Origin of the sequence: Zhongshania aliphaticivorans (assembly GCF_902705875.1) — a bacterium.
In the GTDB taxonomy this organism is placed as follows: Bacteria; Pseudomonadota; Gammaproteobacteria; order Pseudomonadales; family Spongiibacteraceae; genus Spongiibacter; species Spongiibacter aliphaticivorans_A.
On the sequence record NZ_CACSIK010000001.1, the window covers coordinates 1,878,599 to 1,900,436 of the forward strand.

Below are 21,838 nucleotides of genomic sequence, written 5' to 3' on the forward strand. Positions count from 1 at the left end.
TCATTCTCTTAATTTACTGCCTGCAGACTTGCAACACTATCTTCTGCCACATGCAAAATGCGCTCATCGGCAATATGACGTCGACTTAACTCATTGAGGTAATACTCAATACTGATCATGGCATCGGCTAGGGTCTCTAAAGCCTGCACATCTGCTGCCGGATTGACAGCATTGCGAGCGATGAATCGCGACATAAACTCAGTGGCCCCCAAAGTCACTTCAGGTAATTTAGTGGCACCAATCATCTGAAAAGCACCACGCACAGAGTTGAGCAACTGAGGTAAGTTTGCGAGATGAGTGCTGTCAAAACCAGAGTCTATATAAGCTGATATTGCGCGTTTGACTAAACCAATAGCGGCTTTTGACTCTTCAATAACGATGCTCCGCGCTTCGCTTACCTGATTATCTGCGCTTATTTCATCGCGACGCTCTAGGGAAATTTCACCAAGGTCTTCATAATTCAATTTACGGCGATCTATTTGTGCCAAACTACCATCAATAAACAATAAGGTTTCAGCTAGATCTTCTAAACGAGCTCGCTCATTAGCTAAATCACTACCAATTAGATTATTAAGAGCATCCGCATGTTCATTTAATGTCGAAGCAAGCGCAGGAAGATTTAAGATACTTAATATATCTGCGCTCTGCTTTAATACCGCAGTGAGCGGCAAAAGTTCGTCACTGTCACTTCGCTGATGCTGCGCTAACAATTCAAGTACATCTTTGGCATGGCGTAATTCGGTACGAAGCTCATTAATCACCGACGATACCGTGTCGTAACTCAAACCCAGCATGATCCCACGAAGACTTCTTAATTGATCATCATTTATTTGTGCAGCCTTAATGTTTGCAACCTTTAGTACTTTTCCAACCGAACCCTCACGATAAGCACTGACGGTAAGGAGAAAAACTAATTCACGCTCTAGTACGTCATTAAGCGCGGTGCGGTTTTTAATGCGCGCACGAATTTGTCCCTCTAAGCCCGCCAAAATTCGCTTACGATGTGGGTTTAGTTCTAGACCATCGTTCACAAACGCATCTAAAACCGCATCTGCCAACAGCCAAAATCGCTGCTGAGGCCCAGGCTCGATGCAGTTTCTTAACCGCCGCACTGCGCGTGACATAATCGTGAGCTGCATTGGATTGTGGGCATCTCGAAGCAATCCCAGTAAGCCACTTTGATACAACTGATTAATGCGTTTTAGATTTTGGCTAATGTCGATATCGTTGGATAACTTGGATTTCAGTTTTAAACTGGAATCGCGGCTGAACAAGCTATCATCAACGATTGAAAAATAACTATCTGGAATCAGAAGTTGCTGATGGGCGGTACGCAATTCATTAACATGAGAAATAGCAAGCTGGGGGATATCTGATTGCCGAGTCTGCACGAACTCTAAATATCGAGGTAGCACAAAAAAAGCCGTGCTAAGCGCATTCAACTGCCCCTCTGGAACGGCTGAAACACTTTTCAGAATAACGCCGCAGAGTATTCTCATCTCATCGGCTAATAGGGCTGCACCAGGGATTTGCAATAAACGTAAAGTCCCACCAATTTGACGTAGATTCGCTTCACATTGTTCAAGAAGAACAAGCTCATGTCGCTCAGACAAAAACGTCTCGAAAACATTGGTAGCCTCTTGCAAGGTCTTAGCTAGCTCGTCTGCCACCATGGCATACGAACTAGTGTTTATTTCCACTTTCAGTCCCACACAATACCCTCATGACCGGCCCAGTCTTGCCAGCAAATTTAGCTTTAGCGCTTAACTAACGGTTATTTATAGACTATTTAGCACTAAATAGATGTGATGCACAGCATTATTACATGATGATACACGCCAGAGGCCTTTTAATAAGAGGGGTTTTGAAGCCATTATTTCAAGCAATTAAGATTCTTGGCCACGCTGCCAAATACAATTTCCACCACTGCCTTTATCCACCTCTGCCAACTGCTTTTGATGCAGGGCCAGCTCTTCTTCATTAGCGGAGATAACCCGAAGTCGACGGGGAACTTCGTCCAAGCGTCGATGACCGCTGGCGGCACCACCTTCACTTTGTTGAGAGCCATCATCACCAGCAAGAGCAAGTGCAGTTTGGCCACCCGTCATCATGAGATAAACGTCAGCTAGAATTTCAGCATCTAGCAGTGCACCGTGCAAATCTCGCTGTGAATTATCAACATAGTAGCGCTGACACAAGGCATCTAGGCTATTACGTTGCCCAGGGTGCTTTTGCCTCGCCATGATCAGAGTGTCAACAACCCCGCAAATTGTACTAACTTTGGGGATCTTGCGGCCTAATAGAGAAAACTCAGCATCAATAAAGCCAACATCAAAGGGCGCGTTATGAATAATCAGCTCAGCGCCCTGAATAAACTCAAAGAATTCATCAGCTATTTGCGCAAATGTCGGCTTGTCTTTGAGCATCTCATTGGTGATGCCGTGTATTTCAATGGCCCCCGCTTCAACTTCTCGCTCAGGGTTTATATATTGATGATAATGACGACCAGTTAGCCTGCGGTTGACTAACTCAACACAGCCGATTTCGATTATGCGGTGTCCCGAAGCATGCTCAAGGCCTGTAGTTTCAGTGTCTAGTACTATCTGCCGCATTTTTTAGCCCCTAATTCATCTATACCGCGATTAGCCAACGTATCCGCGATTTCATTCTCTCTGTGTCCGCTATGCCCTTTAACCCAGCGCCAATCAATGCTGTGTCCCTGTGTTGCGGCATCTAACTGCTGCCATAAGTCAGCATTTTTTACTGGCTTCTTTGCCGCCGTTTTCCAACCCCGCTTTTTCCAATTTGTCATCCACTCGGTAATCCCTTGGCGAACATATTGGGAATCCGTCGTTAAAACCACATCACAGGGACGCGTCAATGCTCGCAATGCTTCGATAGCGGCTAAAAGTTCCATACGATTATTGGTTGTAGCGGGCTCACCACCAAACAGACTTTTTTCCTTACCCTGATAGCGCATCAAGGCTCCCCAGCCGCCAGGGCCTGGATTACCTCGACAGGCGCCATCAGTAAAAATTTCAACTTTTTCTTGGGTGTTGCTCATTATCAGCTCGTGATTTTATCGTTCTAGTGGCACCCGCCATCGCAGGATGACGAAGTATTTTGGCCCGCCGTGCTACTTGATGTGCCGACGGGGTTAACGGAGCGCGGTATTTTGTCGCGCTAAGAATAAAAACACCACCCATGGGGACATTTTTAGAGACTGGCTTATGACTCATAAAGTAATTTGGATTACTCAATGGCAGGCGATGAAAACCATATTCAACATCACTGACATCAAAGCCAAGTAATGAAAGCCAATCTTGCAAGCGGTGAATCGGTAGTCGGTGATTTTGCCACATTGGGCTGCGTCTAAGGCGCCCAAGTAAACCTCGCAAACCAAGTAAGGAGTGTGGATTTATCCCGCAGATCACCACTTTACCATGAGGCACAATGACCCGCTCTACTTCACGTAAAACTTTGTGGGGGTTGTCGACAAATTCAAGAAGGTGATGAAGAACCACAATATCTTGAGATTCATTGGCAACGGGTAAATGCTCAAAATCGCACACAACATCGAGCACTTGACTCAAACCATAATGCTGCATACCGCCAAGACAAAACTGCCGCTGAAATACATTACTCGCAATTGGGCAGCGTTCAGGGATAACACTTAAATTTAATAAATTATATTTCGCTGTAGACGCATCACTGATCGCTTCGGTAATTAAAGGTCGTTCTTCTGCCAATACCGTACGCCCTATTGGCCCTTGAAACCATTGCCTTAGCGCCGGTAAAAGAACGTCTGGAGAGTGCTGAGTGCGCCAATGTGCCATATAATAGCTCCCGAGCTTACTTCACTACATTACTTGCAGCAGGGTACACGAATGTTTATCCTGCGCATCCGACATTTAAATGACAATTATGCTATCAATATCGCCTATTTATGCATTTAGCGACAACTATATTTGGTGTGTTGCCCGAGATAGACAAGCTGTTATTGTCGATCCGGGTGATGCTGCGCCAGTATTAGAGCATTTAAAGGAAACGGGGTTAAGCCTTTCTGCCATCATAATTACACACCACCATTTTGACCATGTCGGTGGCATAGAGTTGCTTCTTAAAGAATACCCGAATACTCCTGTCTACGGTCCACAAAATCAATGTGAAAGCATAAATCACAGGCTTAAGCATAACGACTCGCTAACGCTACTCGGTCACACTTTTACAGTGCTCGCTGTACCTGGTCATACTCTAGATCATATTGCATATTTCCACGCTGACTCTAACTCAACCCCCGTATTATTCTGTGGGGATACGCTGTTTGCAGGCGGTTGTGGGCGACTCTTCGAGGGAACCCCGGAGCAAATGCTGAACTCCTTACAGCTAATTCAAGCACTACCAGCAGACACCAATATTTATTGTGCCCATGAATACACGCTTAGTAATTTGAAATTTGCCTTGGCGGTTGAGCCACAAAACCAAGATTTGCAGGCAAGAATAGCTTCGGCAAAATCTACCAGAGAAGCAAATTTGCCTACGGTTCCCTCTCAAATGGCACTAGAATTGCTAACAAATCCGTTTTTAAGAACAGAATATTCTACTGTGGAACACAGCGTTGCGACACATACTGGCCTTAAGCACCGGAATCAAAAGGATATTTTTGCCGGTCTACGTAAATGGAAGGATGACTTTTGATTTTTTTAAAGAATTTATTTTGTAATGATAAGTAACATCCCTTACATCAATAGGTTGGTTTTTGGTGCAGTAGTTGTAACTCTGTTAGCTGCCTGTGCCCAAACATCGCAACAACGAGCTAGCCGTTATCAAAAAGATCAACAGTATTGTGAGCGAATTGAAAACCGAAATGCTAGGTTATGTAAATACCAACAGGTAGTCACACGCCAGAGTGCTAGCAACCCATCAACCGATACCCTTGAAGGTTTTCGCCGTTCTCAATCACCTCAACCGAGTGCCAAAAAGCTCAGCCATAATGTCACCAAAACTGAAAAAAGCATCTCTGAGCAATCTCAAGCCGAAAACCAGACTGTATTCGAAGACACCATCGCTACAGAAGACACCATCGCTACATACGAAGAAATTTGGCCTCTCCTCGCGTCAAAGCTGGAGTTTTCCGAATTAGGAGAAAAAGCTTCTGTTGAGGAACGCGAAGAATGGTATGCGGAGCACTCTTACTATCTAACAACCGTGAGTAAACGCGCCGCACGTTACCTCCACTATATATTAGACAATATTGAAAGGCGGGGCTTACCCGCAGACTTAGCACTCCTACCCTTTGTTGAAAGCGCCTATGACCCGTTTGCCTATTCTCATGGCCGCGCATCAGGGTTATGGCAATTTGTGCCTAACACCGCCAAACATTTAGGGATAGAGCAAAATTGGTGGTACGACGGACGCCGTGACGTCATTGTGGCCACAAATTCAGCTCTTGATTACCTGACAGATTTAAATAGACGCTTTGATGGCGATTGGTTGTTAACTCTCGCCGCCTACAATGCCGGCGCCGGCACGGTTAACAAAGCAATCAATAAAAATCGAAAAAAAGGTCTAGCAACAGATTTTTGGTCACTAAAACTTCCAAAAGAAACCCGCAATTACATTCCCAAAATGTTGGCACTGGTCAATATCTTTAAAAATCCAGCGTCTTATAATGTCACCCTACCCTCAGTCCCAAACAAACCTCACTTTAGTGCTGTGAACATTGGCAGCCAGCTTGACCTAGCACAAGCCGCTAAATTAGCTGACATTAGTGTTGATGAACTATACCGATTAAACCCTGGTTTTAATCGCTGGGTTACTGCGCCAGAGGGACCGCATAGGCTGCTTATACCAAGGACAAAAGCACGTACGTTCGTATCGCGCCTAAGCAAGATCCCAGTGCGAGACCGAGTTCGCTGGCAAAAATACAAAATACAACGTGGGGACAATCTGGTTACCATTGCAAAACGTCATCACGTAGACGTCTCCACCCTCAGATCAAGTAATCAGCTCGAGAACGATGTATTGCAAGTGGGGCAAGTATTACTGATACCTGATGCTGGCAATGGCGTTTCGCCACTTAAAGACTTGAACCGTGGGCTTGCCTCAACCGAAGCCTCCCGGATTGAGTACAAAGTCACCAGTGGTGATACTGTTAGCGCCATTGCCAAGAAATATGGTGTTAGCAGCAAGCAGATCTTTGCGTGGAACAAGCTAAACGCTAGCTCAATTATTAAGCCTGGACAAAAACTCGTCGTGTGGGGCAAGGCCCCTCAGCAATCTGATCGCGGTATTATCCGCAAAGTCGGTTACAAAGTAAGAAGTGGCGACTCTTTATCACTTATCGCCAGCCGCTTTAATTTGCGCATACGTGATATTGTTGAATGGAACGCGATCAAAACGAGCCAGTACCTTCGTCCAGGACAATCTCTAACGCTATACGTGGATATTACACACGCTGATCTTTAACGGCGTTTTAATATAGTATAGCCTCACTGTTTTGTTTAGGTTTATACCGCGTTTATGACAGGCTATTTTGTTCGCCGCTTCTTACTCATTGTGCCAACGTTTATTGGCATAACCTTGCTGGTTTTTGCAATTACTCGTGTTGTCCCCGGTGGCCCCATTGAGCGGCTTATGACGCAAATTCAGTTGGGTGGCGAAGCAGGGAGTTTGCATCGTAGCCAAGGCGGCGGCACGCTATCGGACGAACAAATGGCAGAGCTGCAACGCTATTACGGTTTTGATAAACCTATGCTAACCAGCTATGTGATCTGGTTAAAAAAGGTGGTGCAATTTAACCTTGGCCTATCCACGCGCTATCAAGACCCTGTGTGGCAAATCATTAAAGAACGCTTCCCTATCTCGATTTTCTATGGCGTCACCACCCTCATCCTCACCTACGCAGTGTGTATTCCCTTAGGCCTAGCCAAAGGGATGTATCACGGAAGTACACTAGACAGTTGGTCATCAGCCTTGGTGTTCTTAGGTTATGCCCTACCCAGCTACGTTATCGGTATTGCACTAATATCACTCTTCGCAGGTTATTGGGATATTTTCCCGCTTGGTGGCTTTATGAGCGACAACTTCGATGAACTCAGCTCATGGGGCAAAGTCACAGATATTTTTAACCATTCTGTGCTACCGCTGATTGCGTATCTTGCGGGCAGTTTTGCGGTGACAACGCTAATGATGAAAAATGCGCTTATGGATAATTTATCCGCCGATTATATGCGTACCGCCAGCGCCAAAGGCTTAAGTCGAGGTAAGGGTGTCCGCAATCATGCGCTTCGTAATAGTTTAATCCCGGTCGCAACCTCTTTTGGCAATAATATTTCCTTATTACTTGGTGGCTCATTTTTAATTGAGACCATTTTCAATATCGACGGGATTGGCTTACTAGGTTATGAGGCAATTATTGAGCGTGATTATCCTATTGTTATGGGTATATTAGTCATTTCATCATTATTGTATTTGATTGGAAACATCCTCTCCGACATCTGTGTTGCCCTTGTTGATCCGCGTATTCGCTTTGGTGAAAGAGGTGATGCGTGAACTTGTTTAAAAACCCGGTCGCCCAGAAACGCTGGCAACGATTTCGTCAATCACGCCGAGGTTATTATTCAGCCTGGATTTTGTTGGTTTTAACACTCTGTAGTTTTGGCGCTGAACTGATTGCTAATAACCGCGCACTTCTTGTTATTTATGAAGGCAAATGGCACTTCCCTATTTACGGCGATGTCCTTACCGGAGAAGACTTCGGTTTAGACTATGGTTACGAAGTGAATTACCGTGATCTCCAAAGCAGTATCACCGGCGACAACGGCAACTGGGTACTCATGCCCCCGATTCCCTTTAGCCCACTTGAAACGGATTTAATTGCAGGTGATTTCCCCCCACATGCTCCATCGCTAACGACTCGTCACTACTTAGGCACCGACACGAGTGGCCGTGATGTTGCTGCGCGACTACTTTATGGGTTTAGAACGGCAATCACATTTTCGATACTCCTACTGGTCTTTAATTACGCGGTGGGAGTGGCCATTGGTTGCATGATGGGCTTTTGGGGCGGCGCCTTTGATTTGATTTTTCAGCGGATCATTGAGATATGGTCAAATATTCCATTTCTGTATGTCATCATGATTGTCGCGTCTGTGATTACACCCGGATTCTGGACTCTGTTACTCATCATGGCCTTCTTTGGTTGGACCAGTATGACTTGGTATATGCGGACCGCGACTTACAAAGAAGTAGCTAGAGATTACGTCATGGCGGCAAGAGCATTGGGCGCTTCAAGTTCGCGGATTGTGTTCAGACACATACTCCCAAACAGTGTGTCTACCTTAGTGACCTTTGTCCCCTTTTCTGTCGCTTCTGGCATCACATCCCTCACCGCCTTAGATTATTTAGGGTTTGGCCTACCGGCGCCCACTTCTAGCTGGGGTGAGTTGCTTAAACAAGGAACCGAAAATTTAGAATCTCTTTGGTTAGTTGGCTCTGTTGTCACCGCTATGACCTTGATTCTTATGCTAGTTGCGTATATTGGTGAAGCAATCCGTGATGCCTACGACCCACGAAAATTCAGCTTTTATGAATAAGTCTATTTATGCGTAATTTATTAATTCTTACATCGCTTATTTTCCTTGCGCTCAATAGCATTGGAGCCGCCGCTCTTCCTAAAGAACTACCCAAAGATCTGGTATGGCAAACAAACAATAGTGACCCCATTTTTGCTGACCCAAATGCAGAACGCGGCGGGCGTTTTAGACAGTTTGTTACCACCTTTCCGCTAACACTACGCCTTGTTGGGCCGGATTCTAATGGCAGTTTTGCATCCTATATGCGGGCTAATAATCTGAGTTTGGTGGGCATCCACCCAAACACTTTAAAACCGATTCCCGAGCTTGCCACCCATTGGGCGTTTGGCAGTGATGGCCATAGTATTTATTTTCGCTTAGACCCCGATGCGCGCTGGTCTGATGGCAGACCGGTGACCGCCGATGATTATGTTTTTGGCTTAGATTTTATGCGCTCTAAATATATTCTTGCGCCTTGGTATAACAACTACTTCAGCGAAATTATTACGGCATTGGTCAAATATGATGATCACACCATCGGAATTGAGGGCGCGACACCAAAGCCAGAAGATGAGATGTTATTTGAATACAGCGTGTCACCCGTACCATCACACTTTCATAAGCTCGATGAAAACTGGGTCCGCGACTATAACTGGCGTATCGAACCAAATACGGGACCCTACCTTATTAGTGAAATACGCAAAGGTAAGTTCGTTGAATTTACTCGTAAAAAACAGTGGTGGGCTAATGATAAGCGCTACTTTAAATATCGATATAACCCTGACCATATCCGCGTTAAGCTCATTCGCGACTTAAATATTGCCTACCAATATTTCCGGAAAGGAGAACTGGATACCTTTCCCTTATTAATGCCCCGTTTTTGGCATAAAAAAGCCCAAGGTGAAATTTATGAAAAGGGCTATGTCGGTAAAATCAAATTTTACAACGATGTTCCCCAGCCTATTAGCGGCCTATTCCTTAATGAAGATGCTGCACCCTTAAACGACAAAAATGTACGCTACGCGATAGCCCACGCCCTGCATGTCGATAAAGTCATCAATACCGTATTACATGGTGATTATGAACGTTTACAAACCGCTCACGATGGTTATGGCGATTACACCAATACCACGATTCGGGCTCGAGAGTTTGATTTAAAAAAAGCGGATGATTATCTAAATAAAGCAGGTTGGAGTGAACGCGGTAGCGATGGTATTCGGGTAAAAGACGGCACTGCGCTCAGCATTCGAATCACCTACTACAATAGTGGTCACAATGACCGATTGGTTATTTTGGCTCAAGAGGCCCGCAAGGCAGGTATCGACTTTCAGTTACAATTATTAGACGCCTCCGCTGCCTTCAAACAAATTATGGAAAACAAACATCAGGCAGCTTGGATGGGCTGGAGTGGCGGCGGGCTATCGCCTCGCTATTGGGAGTTCTACCATTCTGATAACGCTCACAAAGCGCAAACAAACAATGTTACCAATACGGATAATAAAGACTTAGACAGTAAAATCATGGCGTACCGGACGGCGACTGAAAAAGACACCAGAATAAAGCTTGCTCACGAACTGGAACAAATGGTTCACGACCAAGGATCATTTATTCCTACGTTTAAAGTCCCCTATACCCGAGAAGCATTTTGGCGATGGATAAAACTTCCCGCCAACTACGGCACAAGAACCAGTGATTCATTATTTGACCCACTGGGTGGCAGTGGCGGCCTATTCTGGATCGACAACAAGCTACAGCAGACAACCTTAGATGCAAAATCAGATAACAAAGCGCTACCAAAACTCATGATTCTTGATGAAACATGGGGCACGCCATGAGTTTACTGTCAGTTCAAAACTTATCTGTATCCATATGTGGCGATGACGGCGTTCCTCGTGAACTCGTCAATTCGGTGTCATTTGATATTCAGGCCGGCCAGACTCTGGGTTTAGTGGGTGAGTCTGGTTGTGGGAAAAGTCTAACCGCCATGGCAGTTTTAGATTTACTACCAAAGCCACAGGCGATGATAAGTAAAGGTGCAGTGCGATTTAAAGAAGAAGATTTACGTACCGTCTCTGGCAGTCGTTTAAGGCAAATACGCGGGAAAAATATTGCCGTTATTTTCCAAGATCCGATGACGGCCTTAAATCCGGTACAGACCGTTGCGCAACAAATTATTGAAGTTTTACGAATTCATTTCCCTAAACAATCTCGAATCAATCACCATGACCGCGCCCTCACATTGCTAAAAGAGGTTGGCATTCCTGCCCCAGAAGAGCGTCTAGCGGCCTACCCACATCAGCTTTCCGGCGGTATGCGCCAACGCGTTATGATTGCAATGGCACTGGCCTGTGAGCCTGATTTGCTTATTGCAGATGAACCCACAACCGCTTTAGATGTGACGATTCAAGCGCAAATCGTCAGATTATTGAAAAAATTGCAGAAAAAAAATGGCATGGCAATGCTATTTATAACTCATGACCTCGCCCTAGTATCCCAAGTAAGCGACCATATTGCGGTGATGTACGCGGGAAAAATTTCCGAATATGGATCAGCGCAACAAGTTTTCAGCCAACCTGGTCACCCATACACAAAAAGTTTGATGGCGGCTTTGCCTAGCGCAAGCCATCTACCAAAATCACCGCTCTTTGCATTAGAGGGGCAAGTACCTGCGATAGAAGCTATGCCACCAGGGTGCCGGTTTGCCAATCGCTGCCATCATGTTGTGGACATTTGTCACACCGTGGCCCCCTCGCAAGAGAAGACAATAAATGGGACATTGGTCTCCTGCCACCGCTGGAAAGAACTCATCAATGACTGACCCAGTGCTTAAAGTAGAAAACTTACAACTCCACTTTACCCAAAATAGAGGGATATTTAGTCGTCATCACTCTACGGTCAGGGCGGTAGATGATATTAGCTTTCAGCTACACGCCGGCGAAACGCTTGGCCTAGTCGGTGAATCTGGCTGCGGAAAAAGTAGCTTAGGCAAGGCCCTATTGAATTTACATCGACCCACTTCAGGTAAGGTGATTTTTCAAGGTTGCGATATTGCAGGACTTTCAGACCGTGCTATGCGTCAATATCGGCGATCACTACAAATGATATTTCAAGACCCTTTTGAGTCTTTAAATAACCGCCATACCGTTGCCGCCATACTAGAGGAGCCGCTACTTATTCATAAAGTGGGCGATCGCAATAGTCGGCGGCATAAAGTGGCCACATTACTTGATTTAGTGGGGCTTCCAAGCACAGCTGCAAGCAAGTACCCCCACGAGTTCTCTGGTGGGCAACGCCAAAGAATTGGTATTGCCAGAGCTATAGCGTTAAACCCTCAAGTGTTAATCTGTGATGAGGCTGTTTCTGCGCTAGATGTTTCGGTACAAGCGCAAATCTTAAACTTACTGCTTGAGATCCAAAACGAACTCAATTTAAGCATGCTGTTCATATCACATGACCTTGGTGTTGTGAGGCATATGAGTGACAGTATTGCCGTTATGTATCTGGGACAGATCGTTGAAATTGGCAAAGCCGACCAAGTTTACCATCAACCTCGTCACCCCTATACTCAAGGGCTATTAGCCGCCATTCCGAAAATTGGCAGTCTTGCTGAAGAGTCCAGCCACATTGGTGGAGATATTCCTTCACCACTAGCTCCCCCTTCCGGCTGCCGCTTCCACACCCGTTGTGCCTTTGCACAAACAGACTGTGGTAAAACGCAACCCAGTTTGCGCGCAGACAGTGATAAACATTCCACCGCCTGCCATTATTGGGAAAATCTCCAGTTAAAAGAAATCTAAGCAATGGCACCCTATATAGCTCCCACTTTAATTAAGATGAGGCTGTCATCCATTTTATCGGCAATAAGGAGTAAACTCCCCTACTAGCATCTTGGCGGCTTCAAATATGAAGTGACGACCAAGGAAATGCCGGTAATTTATCGTTAAGGTTTAATGTGCGTAATATTCACCCATCACATAGAGACCGTGTTCCTCTTAAATATGCACGCAATATACTTCTGGTGGCAGAAGCCCAAGGCTATGACTGCGAGGAGCTACTGCGCACACTCGACTTACCCGTTAACCCCCTAGCTCCTGGTGTAGATTTAGATGGGCTAATTGGCGCTCACCATTACAGCCAAATTTATCGACGCGTAATGTGGCTGCTCCAAGATGAATCCTTTGGTTTAGGCTTGGATCAACGCACACCTGCTGGCAGCTTTCGCATGCTCTGCTTGTTCATTATTCACTGTGAAACATTGGAGCAAGCGCTGGAACGGGCAGCCGAATTTATCAATTTTTGTCGCTCCCTCACGGCAACGTCCCATAATGATCGTTTTCCTATTCAGCGCCTAGGTAATGGCACGGCGCTTTATCGCTTCCCAGACAACGCCGATTTAGTAACAGCCAATGATATAAACACTACCAGTACCACGGTTGCGCATACCATGGCGATATGGCGTCGCTTTTGTCATTGGTTGATAGGTAAACCGCTGGATGTAATTGCCATCCATCTTCAAGCTGACGTGCCGGAAAGAACGGATTACTTTACGGATTTATTTGCTTGTGAAGTCCAGTTTGGCTGTGAAGAAAATGCATTTGTGCTTGCCGAGTTCTGTCTAGATTGCCCTTTAATCCACACGGAAGAATCGCTGCAAAAATTTCTTCGCAATGCCCCCTTCCATTTGTTGGTTTCACAAGACGATGATGATAGCTCGCTGCTATCTCAAATGAAGCGAATAGTCGGCCCTGATTTAAGCCATGAGTTTCCCAGTGTCGTTGTTATGGCAGAGCACCTCAATATGTCAGTTCGCACACTTCGTCGGCGCTTAAATGAATTAGACACGACCTACCAACAATTTAAAGATGAACTCCGTCAAGAACATGCCACACGCTGGTTAAACCAGCCTGAATTAAAAATAAATGCGGTGTCAGCGCTACTAGGTTTTGACGAGCCAAGCGCCTTCCATCGCTCTTTTAAGAAATGGACCGGGATGACCCCCGGTGAATACCGTGCCAGCCGACAACCGAATATAATGATCAATAAAGCCTAAAAACAATCTCTATTTAACAGTAGATACTGTATCTAATTATATGAATGCTATAGATTTAATAAATTCCATCCCCTCGCTAAAGCCAGACTCAATACCGGCTGCCAGTCGAGTTATTCCTGCATCATTACCAGCCGCTCAGCGTGAATTAGCACGTAAACTGCACTTTGATGGTATGCATAATTTTAGGGATATTGGTGGCTATCAAACGCATGATAACCGGCAAGTTAGGTGGGGAATGGTTTATCGCGCCGATAAGTTCTCATCACTTTCGGAAGAGGATAAAACCTTCATTCAGAACTTAGGCATAGCCCAAATAAGTGACTTTCGCTCAACAGAAGAATGCCGTGATTCACCGCACAACCTACCCCAACAAGTCGGCATTAGAGTTAATTCACTGCCTATTGCTGTTGATGCGGCTCAAATTGAGCGAATCACCGCCCGCCTCCAACAAGAGAATGCAACTGCAGACGATATTGCGCATTTTCTGATTGAAGCAAACCGGGAGATGATTGAGCGTTTTACGCCTGTTTATAAGCAGTGGTTACAAACACTGTTAAACGAGAATAATTACCCTCACGCATTTCACTGTACCGCGGGTAAAGACCGAACCGGACTTGCCGCAGCCTTGCTCATGCAGATTTTAGGTGTACGGCAAGAGGCCATTTTACAAGACTATTTGGCAACTAATACCTACACCGCTGAGCGGGTAAATCACATTGTGCATTTCATTCATGAACAAACAATGCACCAAGTTAATAAAGAGGTCATTCGCACTTTATTTACCGTGCAAGCTCATTACTTGGGAGAGGCTTTTACAGCGATTGACGAAGAATATGGGAATCTTGAGAATTATATTGAGGTTGCCTTAGGCATTGGTCAAATCGAACGCCTGCATTTACAGGCACTACTTCTAGAACCTCTGAGTCAGTTCTAAATGCCAGACACCGCATTATACAAAAGCCCTTATGGTGAATTATTGCTTAGTCGACGCCCTCACCGCCGGCGTGAAACTCTGCAAGCCTGGGACGCGGCAGATGACTATATATTGCAGCAGTTAAGCGAATTAAAACTCGCCCCAGATTGCCGCTTACTAATCGTCAATGACGCCCAAGGGAGCTTGAGCACAGCTTTATCGAGTTACGACTGCAGCCTGTGGGCCGACTCAGCCATAAGCCAATTATCTGCTATTGAAAACTGCGCCAGAAATAAGCGTCCGTCACCGTCGTTTATACCGTCGACACGGATCCCAAAGGGTAGATTTGATTATATATTGTATAAACTACCCAAAAGCCGTTCGTTATTAAGATATCAACTACAGTGCATTTCCACACTGATAGTACACCCAGAACAATTCATTGGCGCTGCAATGGCGCGCCATATAGATCACCATGTCGTTGAGGAGTTTTCAAAACATCTCGCCACTGCTAAACCCAGTTTAGCCCGTAAAAAGGCCCGATTAATACAATTACAAACACCACCCAAAACAATTAATGTCACAGATGACACCCACGTTATTATACTGCCTGAGCTTAATCTCACCTTGAGCAATCGAGCTAACGTTTTCTCGCGTGACAAATTAGATCGCGGCAGTCGCTTAATGCTCCGCGGCATAGACAAACTCGCAACGCCACCGAGCAATATTGCAGATTTAGCCTGCGGTAATGGTTTATTAGGGCTTTATGCCGCCAGAAAATGGGCCAACGCGGACATCCATTTTTTTGACGACTCTTTCATGGCGATAGATTCTGCGCAAACAAATTTATCTGCCAACGCAATACCCCCCCCTTCTGAAACATCCCGAGTTTGTAGTTTTAGTGCTGACGATTGCCTGTCTAATTACCAAGGCGATAATTTTGACCTTATTTTATGCAACCCGCCTTTTCACCAAGATCATCACGTTGGCGATCATATTGCTCAAACAATGTTTCGTGATAGCGTAAAGCATTTAGCGCCACATGGTCGTTTATGCGTGGTTGGTAATCGTCACCTTGGCTACCATGTGACACTTAAAAAACTATTTGGCCATTGCGAGGTTATTGAATCTGACGCTAAATTTGTGGTTTTGTTAGCTCAGCGCTCACACCCCCATCAAAACGGATGATGTCGAACCGTAAATTGAGTGCTACTTTAATCACCACTTTGTAAAATGAGTAGCATGCACCGTAATGTCAATTCATGTCGTTTTTGTCTGCCTGGGCAATATTTGTCGATCTCCTGCCGCACAGGGAGCATTTCGATCTTTACTACAGAAAGCTGAGCTTAACGCTGAAATCACCGTGGACTCCTGTGGAACTGCCGCCTTCAATATTGGCAAGCCACCCGACCCACGATCTATCGACGCAGCAGCTCGTCGCGGCTACAACATTAGTAATCAGGTAGCTCGACAGATAAACGATGACGACTATGAGCGTGCAGATTATGTGGTTGCAATGGACCGAATGAACTTAACTAACATTAACGCTTGGGCACCAGCGGGCTACTCTGGCGAACTAAAGCTGCTATTGGAGTACTGCCAGCACGCAGGTAACAGTCAAATCCCAGACCCTTATTATAGTGACGACAAGGTATTTGACGACCTTATCCTACAAATTGAAACAGCGACACAAGGACTCTTAAACTATATTTGCGATAAGCATGAGCTAAAACCTTCGCTTAAATAAAGCCATCATTACAATAATATCCAAGCTTGCAAAACGAGACTATTGCTAGTGAGTTTGCTGTGCTTACAATGCATGATAGCCTGAATAATTAGGAGTAATTAGACTGTTAGGCTGTGCGATTAAGAAAAATTGCGCTTTCCAAATGTCGGGTATGTGGAAACATATCCGCTAATACCGCATCAACAAGTTGGTATCCTCCTTCACGCAAAATCAACAAGTCACGACGTAAGGTTCCAGGGTCACAAGACACATAAACAATCTGCTTCACCGTTTTTGTGACAGCGAACTGCTCGCATAAGGTTTTTGCGCCAGCTCTGGGCGGGTCTAGAATCACCTTTTCGCAACCAGAGGGGATGGTGATAGCCGCAGCATCAAAAAGATCGGCACAAGCGTACTCAATGTTGAGGCCAGCCGCCTCAGCCTGCCGCTGAGCACTCGCAATCATCTGCTCACCGGCATCAAACCCACAGACCTTTGCCCCCGTTTCCGCTATGGCCAAACTAAAGTTTCCAAGGCCACAAAAATAATCCACAATCCTTTCACCTGCCTGTGGTGTCATCCACTGTAAGCAGCGTGACAATATCTGTCGATTAACCTCTGTGTTAACTTGGGTAAAATCGCCTGGCTGATACTGCAAGTATTGCGAGCCCAGCGTTTGATATACCAGCGCAGCATTTTCTCCGCTCCACTCTGGGCCCTTGCTACCAACAACACTATGTAAAAAAGTGGGGGCAGTCAGCTCTGCAGCTAACTGAGTACTACGGCTTAAATCTACGTATCCCTCTTTTTGAATCCGCACCCCAACACGACCCGTGCTATCGGCGCTAAATAACAACTCTGCATTTGCCTTTTGGCCAAAAAAACGCTCAATCGCTTCGCGGTTTTCTGCCAAGGCGGTATTAATTGCGTCCTCTAAAAGCGGACATTGTGCTACTTCTACTACGTCATGACTTGACCTGGCTTTGAACCCTAATCGACCATGAGAATACGATAACCGCGCTCGATGGCGATATTCGCGCGGCCTGCTCTCAATCACACCGCTAATAACATCATCGCAGGCAGATACACCCAAGGCCTCTGCTAGCCTTTGGCGCTTATGGGCTAATTGCGCCGGATACGCTAAATGCTGTAACTGGCAACCACCGCACTGCTGATAGATATCACAAATCGCTGAAACACGCTGAGGGGAAGCGTCAACAACATCTAAAAGTACCGCTTCGTCGAATCGCTTATGGGTTCGTGAGATTTTAGCCACGACGGTTTCTGTCGGTAAGGCATGCTCAACAAAAACCACTTTGCCATTATGCCGTGCTACACCTCTAGCATCGTCAGCTAATCGATCGATAACAAGCGTAACAGGCTTAGCACTAGGTTTATTCACCACTTTCTTACTTGGCTTAAATGTATTGATGACACGGTGTTTAGCCATTATCGAATCGCCTTTATTGGGGTGAATTGGCGATACTGTGCGAGACACTCCTGCTTACGCTGACGTAATGCTTGCTCCTCTGCTCGCGTATGCACAGTGACCCCTGCTAATTTTCCACATGGCAGCTTGCCAATGAGCTGTTCTTGAGTGTGCTCAACCCGCATTTCAGGTGACATTTTCACCACGGGTAAATCATTATCTCCCTGTGCAGTAACGTTAGAAGCTAAGCTTGCCTGCAATAAAAAAACAACAGTAATAAGTAAGCCAAGTCTAGAATGACGAGAAAGAATCCAATCATCTTGGAATTTGGTCAGCATAACTCGGTAATATCCCCATAATTTAACGGTATTTTACCCTCGTAGGGTCACGCTGGATATTTAATTGCGACACTTTTACGTTAGAATGAACAGCTAAATTGCATTCATATGTAAAGGTATCCGAAACCGGAAGTATTATGTCTAACACTGTAATTGAAAATGTAAACGTTGATGCTCAGGAAATTCTTATCACTCCAGCTGCATTGAAAGCCGCGCTACCCATGAGCGATGCGGCTAAAGAAGTAATCTCACAAGGTCGTGACACCGTTAGAAACATTTTAGATGGTAAAGACCACCGAATGTTTGTTGTCGTTGGGCCTTGCTCAATTCACGATATCGACGCAGCGATGGATTATGCTCGTCGTCTAAAAGCACTGGCCGATGAGCTTAGTGACACCTTGGTGATCATTATGCGGGTTTATTTTGAAAAGCCGCGCACCACGGTAGGCTGGAAAGGCTTAATTAACGACCCCTACTTAAATGACACCTTCAAAATAGAAGAAGGCTTACATATTGGCCGCAAGTTACTTTTAGATATTAGCGAGCTGGGGCTACCAACATCGACAGAGGCGCTAGATCCTATTTCGCCACAGTATTTACAAGATTGTATTTCGTGGTCTGCAATTGGCGCGCGCACCACCGAATCGCAAACTCACCGCGAAATGGCAAGTGGCCTATCTTCTGCTGTTGGCTTTAAAAATGGTACGGATGGTGGCTTAACCGTCGCCCTTAATGCGATCGGCTCTGCGGTTAAACCCCACCGTTTTCTTGGTATAAATGGCGACGGACAAGTATCTGTCATCCATACTCGCGGCAATGCCTACACCCACATTGTCTTACGTGGTGGAAGCACGGGCCCTAATTATGACTCTGTACATATAAAATTGTGCGAGGCCGCATTAGACAAAGCAGGTATACCACTTAACATCATGGTCGACACCAGCCACGCTAATTCCAATAAGCAGCCTTCGTTGCAGCCGCTCGTTATTGAAAACGTCACCAACCAAGTGCTTGAGGGCAACACCTCAATCATCGGTTTAATGGTTGAAAGTCATATCAATGCTGGCAACCAAAGCATACCTGAAGACTTATCCGAATTAGCCTACGGTGTATCGGTTACTGATGGCTGCATTGGCTGGGAAGAAACTGAAACGGCATTACGCACTATGCGTGATCGTCTAAAGGACATTTTGCCAACTCGCAAGCGCTAGCAGTTCAGATCTTTACGCTTGATAAACAAAAAGCGCCATTGGCGCTTTTTTTATACCCAAAATTCACTTAAAAATCTAAATGGGGATCGACTACGTACTAAAAGGGCTAGATAGCCATGATGCATGGTTTTGTTGCCCCCTAATACTTTAGGGGGCTTTTTTTTGGACTATCATCGGCGTAATAGGCCTGCTCTTCTACTCTAGTAATTTTAGCTCTGCGTATAAAGCACAGTGATCCGATAAGGATCGCCAAGGTTCACCGCGTAGAGGTTTAACCGTCATCGCCTTAAAACCACGGCAGTAGATTCTATCTAAACGCAGCAAAGGACGTTTGGCAGGAAATGTTTTGGCAAGCTTACCATTGGCTTGCACTGCCGCTTCTTGCAAATTAAGGCTACGCTTAAAGCGCCTGTGTAATGCACCGTTNCAATCGTTAAAGTCACCGGCAATAATCAAAGGTGCGCCGTCAGGCACCTTGTTTTCTATAACATCGAGTAACTGTAAGAACTGTTTTTGACGCTCCCACCCTAACAAGCCCATATGTACACAAATCACATAGATACCGGGCTGAATAACACTGACTAACAATCCACGCTGCGAGCGCGAATACACTGATATATCAATATTTTCACTATTAACGATGGGGTACTTACTGAGTATTGCATTGCCATGATGGCCATGGTCGTACACTGCATTTTTGCCGTAAGCAAAATGAGGCCAAACTGTATCAGCAAGATACTCAAATTGCCCCTCATTAACCCAGCCAACAACTTTTGAGGCGTGCCGAGTATTCTCACCAACCACTTCTTGTAAAAAAACAATATCAGCGTCAACTTGACGAATGCTTTCACGGATTTTCTCAAGGAGATAAAATCGATTTGAGGAACAAAACCCCTTATGTACGTTGTAAGACAACACCCGTAATACCGACATAAATCGCTCTAATCAGGATGACACTTTTTGAGTTTACGTCCACTGCCACACCAACATTGCTCGTTTCTTGGCAGCGAAATAGGTGGCAAGATGTCACCATCAGTATAAAACCATTTCTCATCTTCAAATACAAAACGGGAACGCTCATGCAGCTGACCTACGGTATTGTTCGCGAGGTAAAATGCGGCAAACTCAACCTCTGCGTGTTTTTGCCCATTACGATAGTGGCTGCGAATTACTTTTAATGAGCACCACTGTGTATCAGCAAAACTAGCAACAAGCGCCCGTCGACTCTCCTTTTCGCGAGCATTCTTGTAAAGTGTTTCTAGCAGATAATCAGCGTTTTGTGTGCAAAAGGCTGTGTAACGGGAACGCATGAGTGCTTCAGGATTAGGCGCGTTTTTATCGCCGATAATGTACGGCGCACAACAACGATCGTAATATTCATCCCGACCGCAGTAACATTCAATGCGCTGCATCGACATTTTCAAGCACCTTAGACATCCGCAGACGGGGGGGTAATTCCCGTTAAGTCGGTTACGTCCCACTCCACCGGCAACGCGGTTGAGCTGCGAGTTTCAAGGTCGAACCCCACCAATACTGCCTGGCAAGTTGTAGCTATTTCACCGTTAGCATAAATGATATGTTCAATGACCATACTTTTAGTGCCCTTTTTAGAACACCAAGTATCAACGACCACCTTATGATCAAATCGAATTTCCCGCAGCATATCCATTTTCACACTGGCTACAACGGTTTGAGTCTCAAGCTCGCCACCAGCTTGTTTAACTTTCCTAAAAAAAGTGACCCTTGCAAGGTCAAAATACTGAGCATAATAACTGTTCGAAACGTGGCCTAAAATATCCAAGTCCGAAAAGCGAACCTGGATTTCGACACGAGCATGGGGTAAACGCATGATGTATTTCTCTAAAATAGGCCAAATCCATTAATGGCAATTTGGCAACGACAGGTAAAATTGAAATACGCGTTATTTAAAATAGGCGTTCTCGGTATTGCTATGATCAGTACTGTCTTTAACACCTTCAAGACCGGGGACTTTTTCAAGCAAGGTCTTTTCCACCCCTTCCTTGAGAGTAACATCTACCATACCGCAACCTTGGCAACCGCCTCCGAATTTCAGTATCGCAAAATTATCATCTGTTAACTCTTGTAAAGACACCTCACCACCATGAGCTGCCAATGAAGGGTTAACTTCGTTATACAGCACATAATTAATTTGATCTTCCAATGGACTGTTAGCATCAACGCGAGGCAAGCGTGCGTTTGGCGCTTTAATGGTGAGCTGACCTCCCATTCTGTCCTTTGAATAATCAATGAGCCCCTCATCCAAAAATGGAATACTTCGGCCTTCAAAATAAGCCTTGAACTTTGGGTATTCACGAATCTCGTCTGTATCCGTCATATCACCTTCACGACAATAGGCGATACAAGTTTCTGCCTTGGGTGTACCGGGCTGTGTAATGAACACCCGTACACCAATCACATCCTCTTGTTTGCCGAGAAGGTCTGCAAGATAGTCTTGTGCAGACTCTGTGATTGTCAAATTAACGGCTGTTTGTTCTGTTGACATAATAACCTCTATATATCTCGCTGTTTTGCCAAACAATTTCAATGCTAGGCCGTGTATCTGTTAGAATTGCC

At 45.4% G+C, this 21,838-nt stretch carries 22 protein-coding genes; 12 read left to right on the plus strand and 10 right to left on the minus strand.

Features of this window, described 5'->3' with window-relative positions; all coding sequences use genetic code 11:
• Positions 1–8: 8 nt before the first annotated feature.
• The 4 genes from AELLOGFF_RS08510 to AELLOGFF_RS08525 all read right to left on the minus strand — a co-directional run bounded on the left by AELLOGFF_RS08510 (position 9) and on the right by AELLOGFF_RS08525 (position 3,836).
• Entirely contained in the window at positions 9–1,700 is a 1,692-nt protein-coding gene (locus AELLOGFF_RS08510; RefSeq protein WP_159268345.1) for a hypothetical protein, read from the minus strand.
• 186 nt (positions 1,701–1,886) lie between these two features.
• Positions 1,887–2,612: a DNA polymerase III subunit epsilon gene (dnaQ, locus tag AELLOGFF_RS08515; RefSeq protein WP_159268346.1), complete on the minus strand. Its 726-nt coding sequence runs from the start codon at positions 2,610–2,612 to the stop codon at positions 1,887–1,889.
• Positions 2,600–3,064, minus strand: coding sequence for a ribonuclease HI (gene rnhA, locus AELLOGFF_RS08520; protein ID WP_159268347.1), 465 nt, complete (start codon positions 3,062–3,064; stop codon positions 2,600–2,602). The genes dnaQ and rnhA overlap by 13 nt, the downstream gene beginning before the upstream one ends.
• The gene (locus AELLOGFF_RS08525) at positions 3,039–3,836 is read right to left on the minus strand and encodes a class I SAM-dependent methyltransferase (protein WP_159268348.1); all 798 of its coding nucleotides are present in this window, start codon (positions 3,834–3,836) and stop codon (positions 3,039–3,041) included. Before AELLOGFF_RS08525 ends, rnhA begins: the two co-directional genes overlap by 26 nt.
• 79 nt (positions 3,837–3,915) lie before the next feature.
• On the opposite strand from AELLOGFF_RS08525, the gene gloB reads away from it, so the two are divergent.
• The 11 genes from gloB (at position 3,916) to AELLOGFF_RS08580 (ending at position 16,286) form a co-directional block, all read left to right on the plus strand.
• Entirely contained in the window at positions 3,916–4,698 is a 783-nt protein-coding gene (gene gloB, locus AELLOGFF_RS08530; RefSeq protein ID WP_235035626.1) for a hydroxyacylglutathione hydrolase, read from the plus strand.
• A gap of 24 nt (positions 4,699–4,722) precedes the next feature.
• Positions 4,723–6,468: a lytic transglycosylase gene (locus AELLOGFF_RS08535; protein ID WP_159268349.1), complete on the plus strand. Its 1,746-nt coding sequence runs from the start codon at positions 4,723–4,725 to the stop codon at positions 6,466–6,468.
• 54 nt (positions 6,469–6,522) lie between these two features.
• Entirely contained in the window at positions 6,523–7,554 is a 1,032-nt protein-coding gene (locus AELLOGFF_RS08540) for an ABC transporter permease subunit (RefSeq protein WP_159268350.1), read from the plus strand.
• Positions 7,551–8,597: an ABC transporter permease gene (locus tag AELLOGFF_RS08545; RefSeq protein WP_159268351.1), complete on the plus strand. Its 1,047-nt coding sequence runs from the start codon at positions 7,551–7,553 to the stop codon at positions 8,595–8,597. The genes AELLOGFF_RS08540 and AELLOGFF_RS08545 overlap by 4 nt, the downstream gene beginning before the upstream one ends.
• An 8-nt stretch (positions 8,598–8,605) precedes the next feature.
• Positions 8,606–10,411, plus strand: a complete 1,806-nt coding sequence (locus AELLOGFF_RS08550; RefSeq protein WP_159268352.1) for an extracellular solute-binding protein — start codon at positions 8,606–8,608, stop codon at positions 10,409–10,411.
• On the plus strand, positions 10,408–11,394 hold the full coding sequence (locus AELLOGFF_RS08555) for an ABC transporter ATP-binding protein (RefSeq protein ID WP_159268353.1): 987 nt from the start codon (positions 10,408–10,410) through the stop codon (positions 11,392–11,394). The genes AELLOGFF_RS08550 and AELLOGFF_RS08555 overlap by 4 nt, the downstream gene beginning before the upstream one ends.
• Positions 11,387–12,373: an ABC transporter ATP-binding protein gene (locus AELLOGFF_RS08560; RefSeq protein WP_159268354.1), complete on the plus strand. Its 987-nt coding sequence runs from the start codon at positions 11,387–11,389 to the stop codon at positions 12,371–12,373. Before AELLOGFF_RS08555 ends, AELLOGFF_RS08560 begins: the two co-directional genes overlap by 8 nt.
• Positions 12,374–12,528: 155 nt before the next feature.
• Positions 12,529–13,626 carry an AraC family transcriptional regulator gene (locus AELLOGFF_RS08565; RefSeq protein WP_159268355.1) on the plus strand — a complete coding sequence of 366 codons (1,098 nt, stop codon included), beginning with the start codon at positions 12,529–12,531 and terminating at the stop codon, positions 13,624–13,626.
• 40 nt (positions 13,627–13,666) lie between these two features.
• Positions 13,667–14,560: a tyrosine-protein phosphatase gene (locus AELLOGFF_RS08570; RefSeq protein ID WP_159268356.1), complete on the plus strand. Its 894-nt coding sequence runs from the start codon at positions 13,667–13,669 to the stop codon at positions 14,558–14,560.
• Complete coding sequence (locus AELLOGFF_RS08575; RefSeq protein WP_159268357.1) at positions 14,561–15,727, plus strand: class I SAM-dependent methyltransferase; 1,167 nt, start codon at positions 14,561–14,563, stop codon at positions 15,725–15,727.
• 64 nt (positions 15,728–15,791) lie between these two features.
• Positions 15,792–16,286: a low molecular weight protein-tyrosine-phosphatase gene (locus AELLOGFF_RS08580; protein WP_159268358.1), complete on the plus strand. Its 495-nt coding sequence runs from the start codon at positions 15,792–15,794 to the stop codon at positions 16,284–16,286.
• A 106-nt stretch (positions 16,287–16,392) separates the two neighbouring features.
• On the opposite strand, the gene rlmD is transcribed toward AELLOGFF_RS08580, so the two are convergent.
• Both rlmD and AELLOGFF_RS08590 read right to left on the minus strand, forming a co-directional pair.
• A complete protein-coding gene (gene rlmD, locus AELLOGFF_RS08585) occupies positions 16,393–17,715 on the minus strand; it encodes a 23S rRNA (uracil(1939)-C(5))-methyltransferase RlmD (RefSeq protein ID WP_159268359.1) in 1,323 nt (440 codons plus the stop codon).
• Positions 17,715–18,032, minus strand: a complete 318-nt coding sequence (locus AELLOGFF_RS08590) for a hypothetical protein (RefSeq protein ID WP_159268360.1) — start codon at positions 18,030–18,032, stop codon at positions 17,715–17,717. Before AELLOGFF_RS08590 ends, rlmD begins: the two co-directional genes overlap by 1 nt.
• Before the next feature lie 137 nt (positions 18,033–18,169).
• Here AELLOGFF_RS08590 and AELLOGFF_RS08595 point away from each other — a divergent pair, with 137 nt between their 5' ends.
• Complete coding sequence (locus tag AELLOGFF_RS08595; RefSeq protein ID WP_159268361.1) at positions 18,170–19,243, plus strand: 3-deoxy-7-phosphoheptulonate synthase; 1,074 nt, start codon at positions 18,170–18,172, stop codon at positions 19,241–19,243.
• Positions 19,244–19,438: 195 nt separating this feature from the next.
• On the opposite strand, the gene AELLOGFF_RS08600 is transcribed toward AELLOGFF_RS08595, so the two are convergent.
• From AELLOGFF_RS08600 to nfuA, 4 genes are all read right to left on the minus strand, one after another.
• Positions 19,439–20,176 carry an endonuclease/exonuclease/phosphatase family protein gene (locus tag AELLOGFF_RS08600; protein WP_159268362.1) on the minus strand — a complete coding sequence of 246 codons (738 nt, stop codon included), beginning with the start codon at positions 20,174–20,176 and terminating at the stop codon, positions 19,439–19,441.
• An 8-nt stretch (positions 20,177–20,184) separates the two neighbouring features.
• Complete coding sequence (locus AELLOGFF_RS08605; RefSeq protein WP_235035629.1) at positions 20,185–20,661, minus strand: YchJ family protein; 477 nt, start codon at positions 20,659–20,661, stop codon at positions 20,185–20,187.
• A gap of 11 nt (positions 20,662–20,672) precedes the next feature.
• Positions 20,673–21,092 (minus strand): acyl-CoA thioesterase, encoded by a 420-nt coding sequence (locus tag AELLOGFF_RS08610; protein ID WP_159268363.1) that lies wholly within the window; start codon positions 21,090–21,092, stop codon positions 20,673–20,675.
• Positions 21,093–21,164: 72 nt separating this feature from the next.
• The gene (nfuA, locus tag AELLOGFF_RS08615; RefSeq protein WP_159268364.1) at positions 21,165–21,767 is read right to left on the minus strand and encodes a Fe-S biogenesis protein NfuA; all 603 of its coding nucleotides are present in this window, start codon (positions 21,765–21,767) and stop codon (positions 21,165–21,167) included.
• Positions 21,768–21,838: the final 71 nt, after the last annotated feature.

What these genes read in the sequence shown, in the direction of transcription:
- AELLOGFF_RS08605 (WP_235035629.1), bottom strand. Translation starts at nt 20,661, where the DNA reads ATGTCGATGCAGCGCATTGAATGTTACTGCGGTCGGGATGAATATTAC.
- AELLOGFF_RS08525 (WP_159268348.1), bottom strand. Translation starts at nt 3,836, where the DNA reads ATGGCACATTGGCGCACTCAGCACTCTCCAGACGTTCTTTTACCGGCG.
- AELLOGFF_RS08590 (WP_159268360.1), bottom strand. Translation starts at nt 18,032, where the DNA reads ATGCTGACCAAATTCCAAGATGATTGGATTCTTTCTCGTCATTCTAGA.
- AELLOGFF_RS08595 (WP_159268361.1), top strand. Translation starts at nt 18,170, where the DNA reads ATGTCTAACACTGTAATTGAAAATGTAAACGTTGATGCTCAGGAAATT.
- AELLOGFF_RS08570 (WP_159268356.1), top strand. Translation starts at nt 13,667, where the DNA reads ATGAATGCTATAGATTTAATAAATTCCATCCCCTCGCTAAAGCCAGAC.
- AELLOGFF_RS08555 (WP_159268353.1), top strand. Translation starts at nt 10,408, where the DNA reads ATGAGTTTACTGTCAGTTCAAAACTTATCTGTATCCATATGTGGCGAT.
- rnhA (WP_159268347.1), bottom strand. Translation starts at nt 3,064, where the DNA reads ATGAGCAACACCCAAGAAAAAGTTGAAATTTTTACTGATGGCGCCTGT.
- AELLOGFF_RS08535 (WP_159268349.1), top strand. Translation starts at nt 4,723, where the DNA reads ATGATAAGTAACATCCCTTACATCAATAGGTTGGTTTTTGGTGCAGTA.
- rlmD (WP_159268359.1), bottom strand. Translation starts at nt 17,715, where the DNA reads ATGGCTAAACACCGTGTCATCAATACATTTAAGCCAAGTAAGAAAGTG.
- AELLOGFF_RS08575 (WP_159268357.1), top strand. Translation starts at nt 14,561, where the DNA reads ATGCCAGACACCGCATTATACAAAAGCCCTTATGGTGAATTATTGCTT.
- AELLOGFF_RS08580 (WP_159268358.1), top strand. Translation starts at nt 15,792, where the DNA reads ATGTCAATTCATGTCGTTTTTGTCTGCCTGGGCAATATTTGTCGATCT.
- AELLOGFF_RS08610 (WP_159268363.1), bottom strand. Translation starts at nt 21,092, where the DNA reads ATGCGTTTACCCCATGCTCGTGTCGAAATCCAGGTTCGCTTTTCGGAC.
- AELLOGFF_RS08540 (WP_159268350.1), top strand. Translation starts at nt 6,523, where the DNA reads ATGACAGGCTATTTTGTTCGCCGCTTCTTACTCATTGTGCCAACGTTT.
- AELLOGFF_RS08560 (WP_159268354.1), top strand. Translation starts at nt 11,387, where the DNA reads ATGACTGACCCAGTGCTTAAAGTAGAAAACTTACAACTCCACTTTACC.
- gloB (WP_235035626.1), top strand. Translation starts at nt 3,916, where the DNA reads ATGACAATTATGCTATCAATATCGCCTATTTATGCATTTAGCGACAAC.
- AELLOGFF_RS08550 (WP_159268352.1), top strand. Translation starts at nt 8,606, where the DNA reads ATGCGTAATTTATTAATTCTTACATCGCTTATTTTCCTTGCGCTCAAT.
- nfuA (WP_159268364.1), bottom strand. Translation starts at nt 21,767, where the DNA reads ATGTCAACAGAACAAACAGCCGTTAATTTGACAATCACAGAGTCTGCA.
- dnaQ (WP_159268346.1), bottom strand. Translation starts at nt 2,612, where the DNA reads ATGCGGCAGATAGTACTAGACACTGAAACTACAGGCCTTGAGCATGCT.